Source organism: Amycolatopsis sp. NPDC102389 (assembly GCF_044765885.1).
Classification (GTDB): Bacteria; Actinomycetota; Actinomycetes; order Mycobacteriales; family Pseudonocardiaceae; genus Amycolatopsis.
Genome location: NZ_JBIWKX010000010.1, coordinates 122,592 through 137,626 on the forward strand (window position 1 = coordinate 122,592; position 15,035 = coordinate 137,626).

The following is a 15,035-nucleotide window of genomic DNA, read 5'->3' on the forward strand; positions in this document are numbered from 1 at the left end:
CCCCCCACCCCCCCCCCCCCCCCCCCCCCCCCCGCCCCCCCCCCCCCACCACCCGCACCGGACGACCGGCCGCGCCTACATGGCCTACTTGCCCTTTTCGGCCCGCATCTCGTGCCACTTCGCGTACATGTCGTTGAGCTCCTTGATCATGAAGCTCAGGAAGTCCCGCATCTCGGCGACCCGCTCGCCCGCCGGCGTGTCTTCGCCCAGCGCCGAGACGCCCTCGTCGGCCGCGTCCCGCCACATGGTGATCATGCGGTCGCGTTTCATGAAGGTGGCGTACCAGAGGTCGTCGAAGAGCCGGTAGTGGTCACGGCGTGAGCCGGGCTCGCGCTCCTTGGCGACCAGCCCGATCTGTTCCAGGTACCGCACCGCCCCCGAGATCGCGGCGGGGCTCACCGAGAGCTGCTCGGCCAGCTCGGCCGCGGTGAGACGGCCGGCGTCGGTGGTCATCAACGCGGCGAACACCCTGGCGGGCATCCGCTGCATCCCGATCTGGGAAAGCGTGAGGCCCAGGTGCTCCACGTAACGGCGGACGGCGTCCTCGTCTCTCTGGGTGCTCGAAGCACTCTCAGGCGTCGTCGTCATGGGCACATCCTCTCTTACGTCCCCCAGAGTGATCACACCATCCATACATTTTCTTAACTTCACAACTTCGTGAAATCACTGTACCTTCAGCTTCATGGAAAACGCCATCTCCATCTCCGGCCTCCACAAATCCTTCGGCCGGACCAAGGCTTTGGACGGCCTTGACCTGCAGGTACCCGCTGGGGAGGTGCACGGCTTCCTCGGCCCGAACGGCGCGGGGAAGTCGACCACCGTCCGGGTCCTGCTCGGTCTGCTTCACGCGGACTCGGGCGACGTCCGCCTGCTCGGCGGCGACCCCTGGAAGGACGCGGCGAGCCTGCACCGGCGCCTCGCCTACGTCCCCGGCGACGTGAACCTCTGGCCCAACCTCTCCGGCGGCGAGGTGATCGACCTGCTGGGGCGGCTGCGGGGCGGGCTCGATCAGCGCCGCCGCAAGGATCTGATCGAACGTTTCGACCTCGACCCCAAGAAGAAGGGGCGCACCTACTCCAAGGGCAACCGGCAGAAGGTCGCGATCGTGGCCGCGCTGGCCTCGAACGTGGACCTGCTGATCCTCGACGAGCCGACCTCCGGTCTCGACCCGCTGATGGAGGCCACCTTCCAGTACGCCATCCAGGAGGAGCGCGAGCAGGGCCGCACGGTGCTGCTGTCGAGCCACATCCTGGCCGAGGTCGAGGCGCTCTGCGACAAGGTCAGCATCATCCGCAACGGGCACACCGTCGAGACCGGCACGCTGGCCGAGCTCCGGCACCTCACCAGGACGTCGATCTCCGCCGAGCTCGCCGGTCCGCCGAACGGGCTGACGAAACTGGAGAACATCCACGACCTCAAGGTCGAGGGCAACCGGGTCCGCTTCGACGTCGAAACCCGCTCCCTCGACGACGCGCTGCGGCAGCTCACCCAGGTCGGCGTCCGCAGCCTGACCAGCCAGCCGCCGACGCTGGAGGAACTGTTCCTCCGTCACTACACCGCCGAAGCGAGCGTGAAATGACCGCGACGCTGGACCGCCCGGCCGCCGTTTCCGGGCCCGCGCACGGCTTGGTCGGCACCTGGCACCTGACCAGGCTGGCGCTGCGACGGGACAGGATCGTCCTGCCGATCTGGATCGTCCTGCTCGGGATCATGCCCTCGACGTCCTCGGGCACGTTCGAAACGCTGTACCCGACGGACGCCGAACGGGCCGGGCTCACCGCGAGCATGGGCGCGAACCCGTCGCTTTCGCTGATCTACGGCCCGGCCTTCGACCTCTCGACCGCGGGCGGCTTCACCGCGTGGCGGCTCGGCGGCTTCCTCGCCCTGGTCGTCGCGCTGATGGCGGTCTTCACCGTCACCCGGCACACCAGGGCCGAGGAGGACTCGGGCCGCGCGGAACTGCTGGCCTCCGCGGTGGTCGGCCGGTACGCCCTGCTGACCGCGGGTGTGCTGGTGTCCGCCGGGGCGAGTGTCCTCATCGGACTCGTCGAGACCGGGCTGATGATCGGCGCGAAACTCCCCGTCGCGGGGTCGTTCGCGCTCGGCGGCGCCACCGCGGCGACCGGCCTGGTCTTCACGGCGGTCGCGGCGGTCGCCGTCCAGGTGGCCGAGTATTCGAGGACGGCCAACGGGATCGGGGCCACCGCCGTCGGGGTCGCGTTCCTGCTGCGCGCGGTCGGCGACTCGACGTCGGACGCGACCTGGGTCTCCTGGCTGTCCCCGATCGGGTGGGCGCAACAGATCCGGGCGTTCGCCGACGAGCGCTGGTGGGTCTTCCTGCTGCCGCTGGCCGCGACCGTGGTCGTCGGAGCGATCGGCTACGCGCTGCTTCCTCGGCGCGACGTCGGCACCGGCATCGTCCCGCCACGTCCCGGGCCCGCCGAAGCGGCGGCGTCGCTGCGCAGCCCGTTCGCGCTGGCGTGGCGGCTGCACCGGGGCCCGTTGATCGGCTGGCTGATCGGCACGGCGGTCTGCGCCGCGGTGTTCGGCTCGGTCGCGAGCGGCATCGGTGACGTCGTCGGGCAGAGCCAGCAGGCGAAGGAGATCTTCCAGCGCCTCGGCGGCACGGACGGGCTGATCGACGCCTTCATGGCGGCGATGGCCGGCCTGTTCGCCATGGTCATCGCGCTCTACGGGGTGCAGGCCGCGCTGCGGCTCCGCGCCGAGGAGACCGCGGTGCGGGTCGAGCCCCTGCTCGCGACGGGGGTGGGCAGGCTGCGGCTGCTGGGGAGCCATCTCGTGTTCGCGTTCGGCGGCACGGCGCTGATGATGGTCGTCAGCGGTGTCCTTTTGGGACTGTCGAACGGGATGCGGGCCGGCACCGTGTCCGGCTCGGTCGGCGACATGGTGGGCGCGTCGCTGGCGCAGCTTCCGGCGGTGTGGGTGATCACCGGCCTCGCCGTGACGCTCTTCGGCCTGGCGCCGAAGTTCTCGACGGCGTCGTGGGCGATCGCCGGGCTGGCGTTGCTGCTCAGCCTGTTCGGCCCGGTGCTGAACCTGCCGCAGGCGATCGTCGACGTCTCACCGTTCTCGCACGTTCCGAAGCTGCCCGCCGCGGAGTTCACCGCGACACCGCTGGTCTGGCTGACCGGGGTCGCCGTGGTCGCGCTCGTGGCCGGGCTCATGGGCTGGCGGCGTCGCGACGTCGGCTAGCCACAGGGGATGACCGTGGGGGCCGTTCATCGGGGGCGGCCTTCACGGTCCTTCAGTCTCTTCGGTATCCCGTACTGGGCGGCAGCGCCGTCGACGTGGGTGAAGGCGTCACGGTCCTGGTCACCGTGCGCGGCGCCGGAGTGCTGGTGCGCGTGATGACGAGCGGTTCCGGGGAGCTGCCCGGCACGGTCACCGTGACCGGCCCGACCGAACGGGAGGTCGACGTCGGGGACGGGGTCGTGCCGACTTCGTACACGCGGGGCTGCGGCTCGCGGCCGGCCACCAGGAGCGCGGCGACGAGCAGCCCGGTCGCGAGACCCGCGATGGCCGCGACCGTGACGGAACCGGTGGTGGGACCCTGATTCGACATCCGGCACCCCCCGGTATGCGCCGTCATGCGAAGCGCAGGTACGAGGACTTCTCGCGTTGATCTTACGTTTTGTTACGTAGCGTGCGCAATCCGTCGACAATGATCCGCACGAGATGACGCTCTTCGAGTGAATACCGTTCCGCGGCCAGGCATCCGGCGATCAGGGCTCGCAGGTCGTCGCCGTCGATGTCCTCGCGGACCGCGCCCGCGGCCTGTGCCCGCGTCAGCAGCGCCTGGGTCGCCGAGCGGAACTCGTCGCCCGCGCTCGCCTTGAAACCCAGCCCGGTCGTTTCGGCGAGCGCGTCGCAGAGGGCCCGGTTGCGGGACGCCTGCTGGACGACGCGGTTGAAGAAGTCGAAGAACGCTTCACCGGGGTCTTCGGCGGTCAGCAGTTCGCGGGCTTCCCGGGCGAACTGCTCGAGACGGTCCACGACGACGGCCTGGAAGAGCGCTTCCTTACTGGGGAAATGCCGGTAGACGGTGCCCGCGCCGACACCGGCGATCCGGGCGATCTCGTCGAGGGGGACGGCGAGGCCGTCGACGGCGAAGGCCTCTTCGGCGGCCGCGAGCACCTTCGCTCGGTTGCGACGCGCGTCGGCGCGCAGCACGGGCTTGTCCACTGTTCCCCCTCGTCAACCGGGTCCGGCGTTCCGATTCAACGCCGCCGACGACGGGGGCATTCCTCACTGCACCGCGGTCTGCGTCCCGTCCGGGGTGAGCAGCCCTTGGACCGTGGAGAAGAGGTACTCCCAGACGCCGGGGATCAGCACGACCGCGGCGACGGCGAACACCGGGAAGATCAGCCGGTTCTCCACCTTCTTGCCGGTGCGGAACCGCAGCGGCTTCGGCGGCCGGATCTCGTACCAGGTCTCGCCCGCGATCGGGATCGGGAACAGGAACGGGCAGCCGGACTCGGTCAGCGCGTCCCCGAGGCAGTGCACGAAACACCCGGCCGCGACGGCGATGCCGAGCCAGCCGGAGATCTCCGCGAGCTGCGCCGCCTTGTCCGGCGGCGCGGTCCACACCCACCAGCCGACGGCCGCGCCGCTGACCGGCAGGAGCCAGTCGCCGAGCGCGCCTTCCGCGAGCAGCAGGCCGAGGACGACGACGCCGAACACGGCCCACGGCCCGCCCTCCGCGGTCCCCCAGGAGGTCAGGAAGCCGAGGCCGACGGCGAACAGGACGGTATGCGAGAGATGGCGGTGCTTACCGGTGACCTTCTCGTCCCGAGGCCCCTTGGTCAGCGCGTAGAGAGCCGCCGAAACGCGGCGAAGCAGCCATGAGATCGCGCCGGTGAACCAGCCGAGCAGCTTCGAAGCGCGAGCGCCCGGGTGGTCGAGGTCGGGAAGGAGGGCGAAGCCCGCCGTGGTCGCGGCGAAGACGACCGCTTGGTGCACCGTGCCCGCTCCGACGGCGGGTGCGAGCGCGAGGCCCGCGCACCAGCCCGTCAGGGCATGCGTCCGCCCCATCATCTTGCCGCCCCCAGGTGTCGCGGATCACGAGCCCGACCGTAGCGGGGGTTCAGGCGGGAGGCTCCTCCGACACGCTGAGGTGCTCGGCGACGCCGGTGAGCTCGATCACCCGGCTCACCTGGGGGCTGGGCACGAGTTCGAGCTCGACCGCCTTTTCGGCGGCCTGGCGCTGGGCCTGGAGCACCACGTTCAGCGCGGAGGAGTCGAAGAAGGTCACGCCGGTCAGGTCGGCGACAACGCGGCCCGACGGTTTGCCGGTGATCAGGGCCCCGAGGGTCTCCTGAAGCTGCGGGCTCGTCAGCAGGTCTAGCTCACCCGTGACCACCACACGCGGTTCAGACGCGTCGGCGTCCAGCGTGATGCTGAAACCGGGCGGCGTGGTGTTCTGGTCCGCTGCGGGCATGCACATACTCCTCATCAGGTGAGAACCGACGCTCAGCGCCGGAACGCGCCTGTGGTCTCAAGCGACGGCCGCGCCCAGTCCGGACCCGGACGCACGCTCTTCTTCGGCGGGTAGGCGTGGCTGTCCCCGCAACGACAGTCCCAACCCTAACCCAGTACGGACTCGGCGCGACGATCGCCGTCTCGCGCGTCGCCGACCGGTGTCCGGGGCGCGCTCAATGCGCGGTCAAGGCCTTGCGCCCGGCGCGGCGTTCGCGGAGGAACAGCTCACGACGCTCGATCTCGCCCAAACCGCCCCAGATTCCGTACGGCTCCTGCACCGCGAGCGCGTGCTTGCGGCACTGTGCCAGCACGGGGCAGGTGTGGCAGATCGCCTTGGCCCGCGATTCGCGCCGCTCACGGGCCGAACCGCGTTCGTTGTCCGTATGGAAGAACAAGCTGCTGTCCGCGCCTCGGCACGACCCACGGAGCTGCCAGTCCCACTCTTCCGCCACCACGTTCGGCAGCCGGCTCACGTCAGCCATGTCGGTCCCCGCCCTTCCCAGGAGATCGTTTGTCGCCGGTTACATGCCCGCCCCCTGCGCGCGTCAAACGTGGGTTTGGTTTGCTCACACCCAGGGAAGTGATCCAGCACCGGACCGGCAGCGCTGCTCGAGAGAGGAACACACGTGGTGGACAACACCCCGCCCGGCGGGGAGGGCGCTCAACTCATCGAGGTACGCACGGCCGCGGTACCGCACGTGGTGCCGACTCTCCGGACGATCGTCGCGGACATCGCGATGCGCCAGGACTTCGACCTCGACGCCGTCGAAGATCTGCGGATGGCGGTGGACGAGGCCTGCTCCATGCTGCTCCCCTCGGCCGCCGACGGCCATCTGACCTGTGTCTTCTCGTGGAAGGACGGGCGGATCGAGGTGACCGTCTCGGTGCTTTCGGACTCTCCGGAACCCGACGACGAGACCGGTCTGTCCTGGCAGCTGCTCACCGCGCTCGCGACGTCCGCGCGGAGGAGTGTCACCCCGGCCGACGGCGGTTACCTGTCGAGGGTGGAGCTCATCCGGGAGAGCGAGGCGGCCCGGCCGTGACCGAACCCGTCGAGCAAGACGGCGCGGACGTCCCGGCCCTGTTCGAGCGCATGTGCGCGCTGCCCCCGGACGCCCCGGAGCGCGAGGCGCTGCGGGACGAACTGGTGCGCGCGCATCTCGAACTCGCGCGCAACCTGGCGCGCAAGTTCCGCAACCGGGACGAGTCGATGGAGGATCTGGTCCAGATCGCCACGATCGGGCTGATCCACGCCGTCGACCGGTTCGACCCGGGCCAGGGCAGCGACTTCCTGGCCTTCGCGGTCCCCACCATCTCCGGCGAGCTCCGGCACCACTTCCGCGACAACAGCTGGTCGGTCCGGGTGCCGCGGCGGCTCAAGGAGCTGAACGCGAACATCTCGGCCGTGCGCGAGGAGCTGACCGTCCGGCTCTCCCGCGCGCCGAAGCCCAGTGAGATCGCCGCCCATCTCGGCATCCCGATCGACGAGGTCTACGAGGGCCTTCGCGCCGGCCAGGGCCGGTACGGGGCCTCGCTGGACAACCTCCTGGAGAACTCGGCGCACACCCGCTTCGGCGAGGCGGACGCCAACCTGAGCCAGGCGGAGCTGCGCGAGGCGCTGCGGCCGATGCTGGAACGGCTGCCCGATCGCGAGCGCAAGATCGTCGCGCTGCGGTTCGGGTCCGGGATGAGCCAGTCGGATATCGCGCGCCGTGTCGGCGTTTCGCAGATGCAGGTGTCGAGGCTGCTCGCCGCCACGCTCAAGAAACTGCGTGAAGGACTGACCGAGACGGAACTCACGGACGGGTCCTGATTCGACCTCGGCCCTTGTGGGTATCAGGGAGGCGAACAGCGGATCTGGGAGTCTCTCGTGAGGGGAGGTGCGGAACCATGACGATGTCCAAGACGCGATCGGAGGGCTCGTTGCCGGTGGTGTCCCTCCCCCTGCCGGTCGATGTGACGGCACCCGCCGTCGCGCGACAGGCAGTGCGGGCGACGCTGGGGAGCCTCGGCCTCGACGGCCCGGAGGTCGACGACGTCCTTCTGGCCACCTCCGAGCTGGTCACGAACGCCTTCGAGCACGGCGAGAAGCCGGACAGGCTCGAAGTCGAGTACTCCGAGGGAAGGCTCACCCTGCGGGTCTTCGACTCCGGGACGAAGCGGCCGAAGCTGAAGGAGCCGTCGCCGATGGCGGCGCGCAGCCGCGGTCTTCAGCTGGTGCACGCGTTGTCCGACGACTGGGGACACGAGCTCTGTCCGGGCGGGAAGTACGTCTGGGCCGTGTTCAGTCTTGCCCGGGCCGACGCTTCAGCTTGAGCGCGGCGTCCGTTTCGGCGATGCGCTCGCGGAGCGATTTCCGCTCCAAGGCCTCGACGGTGGCGACCAGCACTTCCCTGAGCGGATACGGCAGTTCGGCTTCCAGCTGCGCGGCCGCGGCGCTGGTCGCCGCCCACTCGGCTTCGAGCGTCGGCATCAGGTCGCGCGTCTTCTCGGTCAGCGAGACGATCCTCTGCCGGGCGTCGGCACCCGGCCGCAGCGAGACGAGGTCCTGGCGCGCCATCTGCGCGATGGTCTGGCTGGCCGCGGAATGGGTGACGCCGACTTCGGCGGCGAGGTCCCGGATGGGCAGCGGCCCGTGCGTGACGATCGCGCGGACGAACGGCGTGAACCGCGGGCGGTAGTCCCCCAGCCCGATGTCCTCGAAGAACGCGGAGACGTCCGCCTCGGTCACGTCGAGGACGTGCCTGAGCAAAGTGCCCATCCCTCGTTCGCGCGGCGGCCTCCCCACCAGCGGATCATAACGACATAATCCTCGGATGACGCCCGAAGAGCTGCTGACGACCACCCGGACCGTCCGCAAACGACTGGACCTGACCCGGCCGGTGCCTCTCGAACTGGTCAAACACGCCCTGCAGGTCGCGCTGCAGGCGCCGAGCGGATCGAACACCCAGCGCTGGCACTGGCTCGTGATCACCGATCCCGGGCAGCGGGCCGAGCTCGGGAAGCTCTATCAACGGGCGTGCCGGGAGTACCTGGATTCCCCTCGGGCGGCGGGGAAGCTGTTCGCGGACGACCCGGAGCGGTCGAAGGTGCAGAAGCGCGTCGGCTCCAGCGTCGAGTACCTGGCCGACAAGATGGGCGAGGTGCCCGTGCACGTCATCCCGTGCCTGGAGACGAACGGCGCGGAACTGCCCGCCGGGAACCAGGCCGGGCTGTGGGGGAACCTGCTGCCGGCGGTGTGGAGCTACATGCTCGCGGCGCGGGCGGTCACGCTCGGCACGGCGTGGACGACGCTGCACCTCGCGTACGAGAAGGAGGCCGCGGAGATCCTCGGCCTGCCGGAGAACGTGCACCAGGCCGCGCTCATCCCGACGGCGTTCTACACCGGCGACACCTTCAAGCCCGCCGCGCGTCAGCCGCTCGAAGAGGTCATGCGGCTGGACCGCTGGTGAGGTAGGACTCCAGCCGGTCCGCCAATTCCTTGGGGTGGCTCAAGGGCACGGAGTGGGGGCCGTCGATCTCGTCGGGCGCGAACCCGAGCCTGTCCTGGACGACCCGGCGCTGGAACTCAGGCGGGAAGAAGCGGTCTTCGCGCGCGATGAGCACCTTCGTCGGGACGTCCGGCCACTTGTCCAGCGGCCACGGCTGTCCCCATTCGGCGCTGACCTGGTCCCGGCCGTGCGCGCCCGCCTCCGCGACGACGTCCGCGGGGACGCCGTTGTAGAACTTCTCCTCGTCGGTGAGGCCCTTCGCGTCCTCGAAACCCGTTGCGCCCCACCAATCCCCCGGCGACTCGCCCGGCTTCGGGACCATCGGGGTCAGCATCACGAGGAGCCGCGGCGAAAGCTTCGCGGCGACCAGCGGCGCGACGAAACCGCCGTAGGAATGGCCGAGCACGACCAGGTCCCCGCGATCGCCGACGGCGTTCACGACGGCGTCGACGTGCTCCGGGAAACCGGCCTTCTCGTCGTCGATCGGCAGGTTCACCGCGACGACGTCGTGCCCGCGGCCGGTCAGCTCCGCCTCGAGGAGGTGGAAGTCCCAGGCGCTGCCGCCACCGCCGTGGATCAATACGAAGGTCGCCATGGACCCAGCCAACCCGAAGCCGGGGAAATCAGCAACGACCGAGCATGTCGCTGAGCGCGCTCTTCTCCGCGGTGGTGATCGTGAGGCCGTAGTAGTGCTTCACGGTGATCCAGTCGGTGGCGTAGGTGCACCAGAACGAGACGAGCGGCGGCTTCCACTGGTCCGGCGCCTTGTCGCTCTTCTCCTGGTTGACGTTGTCGGTGACGGCGAACAGCTGCGGGCGGGTCAGGTCGTTCGCGAACTGGCGCCGCTTCTCGTCGGTCCACGACTTCGCGCCGCTGACCCAGCTCTGCGCGAGCGGCACCATGTGGTCGATGTCGACGTCGGTCGGCTTGGTCCAGGTCTCGCCGTCGTAGATGCTCGTCCAGCTGCCGGAGGTCGGGGCGCAGTCGGAACCGGCCTTGACGTCCTTGCCGTCGCGTTTGAGCACGAACTCGCGGGTGTTGCAGTTGTTCCCCTGGTTGTCCCAATGCGGGTACTTCTTGCGGTCGTAGCCGTCCATCGAACCGCGCGGGGCGACGGTGAGCTCGTCCAGCTGTTTGCGCGCGTCGGCCGCGCTCGCAGGGTTGGCGGGCTTCGGCTGCAGCGCGTCGCCCTTGCCGCTCACGAACCAGAAGACCGCGAGCACGACGGCGGCGAGGGTGATCAGCAGGAGCAGCCGCTGAGCCGTGGTCATCTGGCTGGTACGCGTTGCCACCGCGCGGTTCCTCTCGACGGGGAATGGGGAGCGCCAAGTATCGCCGCGCGCGGGCGGAAACCGGGTGCGACACGGCGATGACACCCGGTAGTTGTTGTCACATCGGGGCCCTGAGCAGCGACTACCCCAGGGACGCTGCCGGAAGGAGCGGGCTTGTGGGCGCCGAAAAACGTAAGTGGAACACCCGGGTCGACGACTATCTGAACCGGAAGGCCGCGGAACGCGGGCACGTGATCGCCATGGCGCGTATGGGATCCACAGCGCTGGAGCGCGGCGATCTCGACGAGGCCGAGGCGTGGTTCCGTAAGGCCGCCGAGGGCGGGGAGGGTCGCGATGGGCAATCTGGCGCATCTCCTGACCGAGCGCGGCGTACCGGAACAGGCCGAACGCTGGTACCGCGAAGCGGCGAACGCCGGTGATTCGCATGCCATGTCGCATCTGGGGAATCTCTGTGCGAAACGAGGGGATCGGGAGGCCGCCGAGGACTGGTGGCGTCGGGCGGCCGAGGAGGGCCGGGTCGAGGCGATGACGGAACTCGCGCGGTCGAGGCATCGGAGCGGCGATCTCGAGGAGGCCGAGTACTGGGCGGGTGCGGCCGCCGAGGCGGGGAACGTCGAAGGGATGATCACGCTCGGCGCCGTGCTGTGCGACACCGGCCGGGCGTCCGAAGCGGATCCCTGGTGGCGCAAGGCGAGCGAAGAGGCCGACGCGGCGTCGCTGATCAAACTCGGCCACCAGGCCCAGCAACGGGGCGACCTCGCGCGCGCCGAAAGCTGCTATCACGCGGCCGCGGCCGCCGGCGCCCCCGATGCCGCCGTCCGGCTCGGCCTGGTGCTGCACCGCCGCGGCGAACTCGACGCCGCCGAACGCTGGTATCTCAAGGCCGCCAAACGGGGCGACGCCGCCGCGATGACGAACCTCGGCGTGCTGGCCAACGACCGGAACGATCCCGGCGAGGCCACCGCCTGGTACCGGAAGGCCGCGGAGCTCGGCAGCGTCCCCGCGTACACGAACCTCGGCAGGCTGGCCGCCGACCACGGCAACTTCCAGGAGGCCGAGCACTGGTTCCGCGCGGCCGCCGACACCGGAGATCAGGCGGGGCTACGGGATCTGGAGGAGCTGTACCGCAACCGGCAGCGGTACTAGGCTTGCCAGTTGCGCATCGCGGCGAACCCTTCGCGCAGCCGCTGGAGCTTGCGGCTGCGGTACGGGTCCTCGCCGTCGTCGAGCCGCCACCGCTCCTCGACGCCGGCGCGGAACACCGCGAGCCCCTCGAAACCGAGGCCCGCGGTGAAGTCCGCGATGTTCACGTCGACCCGGCCGGAACCGTCGAGATCCAGCCGTAGCAACCATTCCGCGAGCTCCTTGGGCTCCGGCGGCGAATCGGCGCAGGCCTCCGCGTACAACGCGAGCGCGCCCGACACCTCGGAACCGAGCGCGCCGAAGGAGTCCTCGACGAAGTCCAACGCCTCCACCACCAGCTCGATGACGCGGCACAACAGCGGCCCGTCCATGAGCTCCCTGGCGGTGGCGAGCACCTCGCGCACCTTCTCGGTGTACGCGACCGTGCCCTGGAAACCGACGAAACCGCGCAACCGCAACGTTCCCTCGACGTGCCGGCGCAACGCGTCGAGGTCGTCGCGGCCCGCCTTGAGCGAGAGTTTGCGGAACAGGACCGGGTCCTCGTTCGCGTGCGCGACGAGCAGTTCGACCAGCTCGGCGCGGTCCAGGGTCTCGACGTAGCCGCGGATGTCGGCCGCGCCGCCGTCCGCCACGCCCTCGAGGACCAGTAGCCCGACCGCCACGCAGTGCTTGCAGAAGAAGCCGTCCGCCGCGTGCGGGCAGGAGCACTCGCCGACCAGCTCGCCGTCGACGTCGCGCAACCGGACGGTGTACCGGTCGGTGCCGCTGACCACCGCCGTCACCCCGCCCGCGACGTCGTCCAGCGTCTCGACCGACTCCCGGTACTTGGCGCCGCGCGCGAACGAGACGTCGCCTGCCTGCCTGCGGAGTTCGTCCTCGCTGAACCACGTCACCGGCCTATTCTGCGCCTTGGGCCGGAGGACCGAGGAACAACCCGCCGCTCGCCTCGATGACCTGCCCGGTCACCCACCGGGCGTCGTCGGAGACGAGGAAGGCGACGACGTCCGCTATGTCCTCCGCCGTGCCGAGCCGCTGGTGCGCGGTGAGGGTTTTGATGGCGGCCTCCAGCTCCGGCGTGAAGAGGGTTTTGTTCGTCTCGGTCCTGGTGGCGCCCGGCGCGACGACGTTGACCGTGATGCCGCGGGGGCCGAACTGGTGGGCGAGGGTGCGGCTCATCGTCTCGAGCGCGCCCTTGGTCATCGCGAAGGAGGTTTGCGCCGGGTTGGCCATCCTGGTGGCGGCCGACGAGACGTTGACGATGCGGCCGCCGTCGTTCAGCGGTGCCCGTTGGATGAGGAAGTACGGCGCCTTCACGTTCACCGCCATCAGCCGATCGAAGCTCTCGGGCGTATCGGTCTCGATCGGCCCTGCCGGCTGGGCGGCCGCGTTGTTGATCAGGATGTCCAGGCTTTCGATGTCCTCCAGGGCTTTGTCGACACCCTCCATGGTCGACAAGTCGGCCTGCTCACTTGAGCGTTTGATCGTTCGTATGCCGTCCCTCTCAAGCCTTCGAGCGATCGCCGCCCCGATCCCCCGCGACGCCCCGGTCACCAATGCTGTTTTCATACTCACCCCAGATGTTAGTGACTAACACTTTGATAGTGTCTACCACGTGAGCCTCCGAGACCGCCAGCGCGCCGAAACCCGGCTCGCCATCCAGACGCACGCCGTCCGCCTCTTCACCGACGTCGGCTACGACGCGACCACCGTCGCCGACGTCGCCGCGGCCGCCGGCGTCTCGGCGATGACGGTCTACCGGCACTTCCCGACGAAGGAGGACCTGGTCCTCTACGACGAATACGACCCCGTGACGGCTTCGGCCGTCGCTGCTCAGCCCGCCGGCCCTTTGCGTTCGCGGATCGGACGCGCGCTGGAGACGACCGCCGCTTTGGGGTCGTCGCAGGAGAAGGCGTTCCTGCTGGCGCGGCTGCGGCTGATGATCTCGGTGCCGGCGCTGCGGGCGCGGCATCTGGACAGCCAGTACGCGACGGCCGATGCGATCGTGGCTGCTCTTTGCGGGCCTTCGCCTTCGCCGGACGAAGAGTTTCAGGTGCGGGCTACGGCGATGGCCTGCCTCGGCGCCGCTCACGTCGCGCTTGTGCGATGGGCGGAGACGGACGGGGAAGCGGATCTGGCGGGGTTGATCCGGGAGGCGCTGACCAGCGTTTTTGACAGCTGATCTTAAGTGTAGTGTTCCCGATGGTAATCGAGATGATCCTTATCAATGTGGTGATCTACATGCTGACGCAGCTCGCTTACCACCTCGCCATGCACGACCACCTCCATATCCTCACTAATCACCATGGCGCCATAATCAAACAACACATGGCAATTAGGACATAGACAAAGGACGTTCGAGTAAACATCCGGGCCGTTATGCGGGCGTCCAAGGCCACGAATATGAGCCCCTTCAGAGTAGGCCTTGTCGCCAATCCTCAGTCGAACCCCACAAGTCTGACACACGTCGTCATGCACTTGTTTCACATAGTTGACCACCTGCGTGGACCTAATCAAGCGCTGAACCTTGGCCGCAACCCGACCAGGAGCATCGTTACCTGCGGGAATCGGCAGCAGCGCTTGAGTTGGCGGCTCCACAGCCACCACGGTCCCGACTGTCAGCTTTACCATGCGGAACTGGCAAACCATGAAGCCATCCGCACCAAGCTGACGCCACACCTCGGCAACCCGGTAAAGGCCGTCATAGCGAAGACCAGAATCTGGCGCATAGGAGGACTTCTTGTCAGCTCCACGAATTACCCGAACAGGCTCACCGGTAACACTACTTGTCACCAATGCAGCGTTTCCACTGGCCTTGAAGCTTTGATCTTCAATCTGCTTGCCCGACGGGCTCCGTCCACCGTGGCCGGTGTAGATGATCTCATCACCAAAGTCTTTGTCGTCCGAGTACCCGCCAGAGACCACAATGGACTTCGCCCCGGTGTCACCTTTTCCAGAAATCCCAGCCTGAAGCTGCTTGTGGACTCCGCGATCAAAAGCGTCTCGCCGGTTGACGAACGTAGTCCCCTCAGGGATGCCAGGAATCTCCCCGAACCCCTCTCCGCCGACAGCCAGCCGATGAGTGTCGATGTTCCTGAACTCGAACCCGAGGCGCCCCAGGCGAGCAATCAGCTTTTCCTCTACTGCCCCAAAGTCAGCCACACCGAGCTCCGCACCGACCACTGACCGATGCGCTGACAGCACGAGTGCTTTCGCGTCGTAATCCGATCCCTCGTGCATCACTACGTAGCGAGATGCACGCGTCACACCCTGCATGCGCCTGAAGCGCTCGGCGCCAACGTCGTCGTGCTCAGCGATCGCCGCAAGCACCGCTTCTCGAGAGATATCTTTCAAGCCCACAACAAGACGCTAGGCCAACTTGCGGCAGCGCAACACCCTCAACCGGACGAACATCAACTTTGCACTCGTCTCGCGGCTGCCCGCTCGCCACAGGTCCATACCTTCCCGAAGAGCAGGATCGATAAATAGCATTGCACTATGTCGACTCATCAGCCATAGTTAGAGCACTCGACCAATCTCAGGAGCAGCCATGATGAACATGTACGAGCGAAAGGCACAGCGTCGGCATTCAGCCGTCGCGCCCATCGCCGTA

General features: G+C 68.5%; 20 protein-coding genes. 8 read left to right on the forward strand and 12 right to left on the reverse strand.

From position 1 onward, the window contains the following. Positions 1 to 84: 84 nt before the first annotated feature. A complete protein-coding gene (locus ACIRGA_RS12015) occupies positions 85 to 588 on the reverse strand; it encodes a GbsR/MarR family transcriptional regulator (RefSeq protein ID WP_400939715.1) in 504 nt (167 codons plus the stop codon). 94 nt (positions 589 to 682) lie between these two features. On the opposite strand from ACIRGA_RS12015, the gene ACIRGA_RS12020 reads away from it, so the two are divergent. After that, the gene (locus tag ACIRGA_RS12020) at positions 683 to 1,579 is read left to right on the forward strand and encodes an ATP-binding cassette domain-containing protein (RefSeq protein ID WP_400939718.1); all 897 of its coding nucleotides are present in this window, start codon (positions 683 to 685) and stop codon (positions 1,577 to 1,579) included. Beyond that, positions 1,576 to 3,213, forward strand: a complete 1,638-nt coding sequence (locus ACIRGA_RS12025; protein ID WP_400939721.1) for an ABC transporter permease — start codon at positions 1,576 to 1,578, stop codon at positions 3,211 to 3,213. The genes ACIRGA_RS12020 and ACIRGA_RS12025 overlap by 4 nt, the downstream gene beginning before the upstream one ends. Before the next feature lie 52 nt (positions 3,214 to 3,265). Here ACIRGA_RS12025 and ACIRGA_RS12030 read toward each other — a convergent pair whose 3' ends face one another. The 5 genes from ACIRGA_RS12030 to ACIRGA_RS12050 all read right to left on the reverse strand — a co-directional run bounded on the left by ACIRGA_RS12030 (position 3,266) and on the right by ACIRGA_RS12050 (position 5,981). Beyond that, positions 3,266 to 3,583 (reverse strand): hypothetical protein, encoded by a 318-nt coding sequence (locus tag ACIRGA_RS12030; RefSeq protein ID WP_400939724.1) that lies wholly within the window; start codon positions 3,581 to 3,583, stop codon positions 3,266 to 3,268. A 62-nt stretch (positions 3,584 to 3,645) separates the two neighbouring features. Further along, the gene (locus tag ACIRGA_RS12035) at positions 3,646 to 4,203 is read right to left on the reverse strand and encodes a TetR/AcrR family transcriptional regulator (RefSeq protein ID WP_400939727.1); all 558 of its coding nucleotides are present in this window, start codon (positions 4,201 to 4,203) and stop codon (positions 3,646 to 3,648) included. A gap of 63 nt (positions 4,204 to 4,266) precedes the next feature. Next, positions 4,267 to 5,052, reverse strand: coding sequence for a metal-dependent hydrolase (locus ACIRGA_RS12040; protein WP_400939852.1), 786 nt, complete (start codon positions 5,050 to 5,052; stop codon positions 4,267 to 4,269). A gap of 52 nt (positions 5,053 to 5,104) precedes the next feature. Then, the gene (locus tag ACIRGA_RS12045) at positions 5,105 to 5,458 is read right to left on the reverse strand and encodes an STAS domain-containing protein (RefSeq protein WP_400939730.1); all 354 of its coding nucleotides are present in this window, start codon (positions 5,456 to 5,458) and stop codon (positions 5,105 to 5,107) included. A 214-nt stretch (positions 5,459 to 5,672) separates the two neighbouring features. After that, positions 5,673 to 5,981: a WhiB family transcriptional regulator gene (locus ACIRGA_RS12050; protein WP_016330769.1), complete on the reverse strand. Its 309-nt coding sequence runs from the start codon at positions 5,979 to 5,981 to the stop codon at positions 5,673 to 5,675. Positions 5,982 to 6,125: 144 nt separating this feature from the next. Here ACIRGA_RS12050 and ACIRGA_RS12055 point away from each other — a divergent pair, with 144 nt between their 5' ends. The 3 genes from ACIRGA_RS12055 to ACIRGA_RS12065 all read left to right on the forward strand — a co-directional run bounded on the left by ACIRGA_RS12055 (position 6,126) and on the right by ACIRGA_RS12065 (position 7,815). Further along, positions 6,126 to 6,542: an anti-sigma factor gene (locus ACIRGA_RS12055; RefSeq protein WP_016330768.1), complete on the forward strand. Its 417-nt coding sequence runs from the start codon at positions 6,126 to 6,128 to the stop codon at positions 6,540 to 6,542. Beyond that, positions 6,539 to 7,312: a SigB/SigF/SigG family RNA polymerase sigma factor gene (locus tag ACIRGA_RS12060; protein WP_400939734.1), complete on the forward strand. Its 774-nt coding sequence runs from the start codon at positions 6,539 to 6,541 to the stop codon at positions 7,310 to 7,312. The genes ACIRGA_RS12055 and ACIRGA_RS12060 overlap by 4 nt, the downstream gene beginning before the upstream one ends. A gap of 77 nt (positions 7,313 to 7,389) precedes the next feature. After that, positions 7,390 to 7,815, forward strand: coding sequence for an ATP-binding protein (locus tag ACIRGA_RS12065; protein WP_400939737.1), 426 nt, complete (start codon positions 7,390 to 7,392; stop codon positions 7,813 to 7,815). Here the strand turns inward: ACIRGA_RS12065 and ACIRGA_RS12070 are convergent. Continuing rightward, entirely contained in the window at positions 7,784 to 8,260 is a 477-nt protein-coding gene (locus tag ACIRGA_RS12070) for a MarR family transcriptional regulator (RefSeq protein ID WP_400939854.1), read from the reverse strand. The genes ACIRGA_RS12065 and ACIRGA_RS12070 overlap by 32 nt on opposite strands. 55 nt (positions 8,261 to 8,315) lie before the next feature. On the opposite strand from ACIRGA_RS12070, the gene ACIRGA_RS12075 reads away from it, so the two are divergent. Continuing rightward, complete coding sequence (locus ACIRGA_RS12075; RefSeq protein WP_400939739.1) at positions 8,316 to 8,951, forward strand: nitroreductase family protein; 636 nt, start codon at positions 8,316 to 8,318, stop codon at positions 8,949 to 8,951. On the opposite strand, the gene ACIRGA_RS12080 is transcribed toward ACIRGA_RS12075, so the two are convergent. Beyond that, the gene (locus ACIRGA_RS12080) at positions 8,929 to 9,585 is read right to left on the reverse strand and encodes an alpha/beta fold hydrolase (RefSeq protein ID WP_400939741.1); all 657 of its coding nucleotides are present in this window, start codon (positions 9,583 to 9,585) and stop codon (positions 8,929 to 8,931) included. The genes ACIRGA_RS12075 and ACIRGA_RS12080 overlap by 23 nt on opposite strands. 28 nt (positions 9,586 to 9,613) lie before the next feature. Beyond that, positions 9,614 to 10,282, reverse strand: coding sequence for an HNH endonuclease family protein (locus ACIRGA_RS12085; RefSeq protein ID WP_038507695.1), 669 nt, complete (start codon positions 10,280 to 10,282; stop codon positions 9,614 to 9,616). A 333-nt stretch (positions 10,283 to 10,615) separates the two neighbouring features. Here ACIRGA_RS12085 and ACIRGA_RS12090 point away from each other — a divergent pair, with 333 nt between their 5' ends. Beyond that, on the forward strand, positions 10,616 to 11,428 hold the full coding sequence (locus tag ACIRGA_RS12090) for a tetratricopeptide repeat protein (protein ID WP_400939745.1): 813 nt from the start codon (positions 10,616 to 10,618) through the stop codon (positions 11,426 to 11,428). On the opposite strand, the gene ACIRGA_RS12095 is transcribed toward ACIRGA_RS12090, so the two are convergent. Further along, positions 11,425 to 12,318 carry an SWIM zinc finger domain-containing protein gene (locus tag ACIRGA_RS12095; protein WP_400939748.1) on the reverse strand — a complete coding sequence of 298 codons (894 nt, stop codon included), beginning with the start codon at positions 12,316 to 12,318 and terminating at the stop codon, positions 11,425 to 11,427. The two genes, ACIRGA_RS12090 and ACIRGA_RS12095, sit on opposite strands and share 4 nt — an antisense overlap. Before the next feature lie 4 nt (positions 12,319 to 12,322). Then, positions 12,323 to 12,991, reverse strand: a complete 669-nt coding sequence (locus tag ACIRGA_RS12100) for an SDR family oxidoreductase (protein ID WP_400939751.1) — start codon at positions 12,989 to 12,991, stop codon at positions 12,323 to 12,325. Between the two features lie 46 nt (positions 12,992 to 13,037). On the opposite strand from ACIRGA_RS12100, the gene ACIRGA_RS12105 reads away from it, so the two are divergent. Further along, entirely contained in the window at positions 13,038 to 13,604 is a 567-nt protein-coding gene (locus ACIRGA_RS12105) for a TetR/AcrR family transcriptional regulator (protein WP_400939754.1), read from the forward strand. Positions 13,605 to 13,606: 2 nt separating this feature from the next. Here the strand turns inward: ACIRGA_RS12105 and ACIRGA_RS12110 are convergent, their stop codons facing one another. Further along, positions 13,607 to 14,782 carry a YDG/SRA domain-containing protein gene (locus tag ACIRGA_RS12110; protein WP_400939757.1) on the reverse strand — a complete coding sequence of 392 codons (1,176 nt, stop codon included), beginning with the start codon at positions 14,780 to 14,782 and terminating at the stop codon, positions 13,607 to 13,609. Positions 14,783 to 15,035: the final 253 nt, after the last annotated feature.

Coding starts and splice junctions, on each gene's coding strand:
- ACIRGA_RS12015 (WP_400939715.1), bottom strand. CDS start 588: ATGACGACGACGCCTGAGAGTGCTTCGAGCACCCAGAGAGACGAGGAC.
- ACIRGA_RS12020 (WP_400939718.1), top strand. CDS start 683: ATGGAAAACGCCATCTCCATCTCCGGCCTCCACAAATCCTTCGGCCGG.
- ACIRGA_RS12025 (WP_400939721.1), top strand. CDS start 1,576: ATGACCGCGACGCTGGACCGCCCGGCCGCCGTTTCCGGGCCCGCGCAC.
- ACIRGA_RS12030 (WP_400939724.1), bottom strand. CDS start 3,583: ATGTCGAATCAGGGTCCCACCACCGGTTCCGTCACGGTCGCGGCCATC.
- ACIRGA_RS12040 (WP_400939852.1), bottom strand. CDS start 5,052: ATGGGGCGGACGCATGCCCTGACGGGCTGGTGCGCGGGCCTCGCGCTC.
- ACIRGA_RS12045 (WP_400939730.1), bottom strand. CDS start 5,458: ATGCCCGCAGCGGACCAGAACACCACGCCGCCCGGTTTCAGCATCACG.
- ACIRGA_RS12050 (WP_016330769.1), bottom strand. CDS start 5,981: ATGGCTGACGTGAGCCGGCTGCCGAACGTGGTGGCGGAAGAGTGGGAC.
- ACIRGA_RS12065 (WP_400939737.1), top strand. CDS start 7,390: ATGACGATGTCCAAGACGCGATCGGAGGGCTCGTTGCCGGTGGTGTCC.
- ACIRGA_RS12070 (WP_400939854.1), bottom strand. CDS start 8,260: ATGGGCACTTTGCTCAGGCACGTCCTCGACGTGACCGAGGCGGACGTC.
- ACIRGA_RS12075 (WP_400939739.1), top strand. CDS start 8,316: ATGACGCCCGAAGAGCTGCTGACGACCACCCGGACCGTCCGCAAACGA.
- ACIRGA_RS12080 (WP_400939741.1), bottom strand. CDS start 9,585: ATGGCGACCTTCGTATTGATCCACGGCGGTGGCGGCAGCGCCTGGGAC.
- ACIRGA_RS12090 (WP_400939745.1), top strand. CDS start 10,616: ATGGGCAATCTGGCGCATCTCCTGACCGAGCGCGGCGTACCGGAACAG.
- ACIRGA_RS12100 (WP_400939751.1), bottom strand. CDS start 12,991: ATGAAAACAGCATTGGTGACCGGGGCGTCGCGGGGGATCGGGGCGGCG.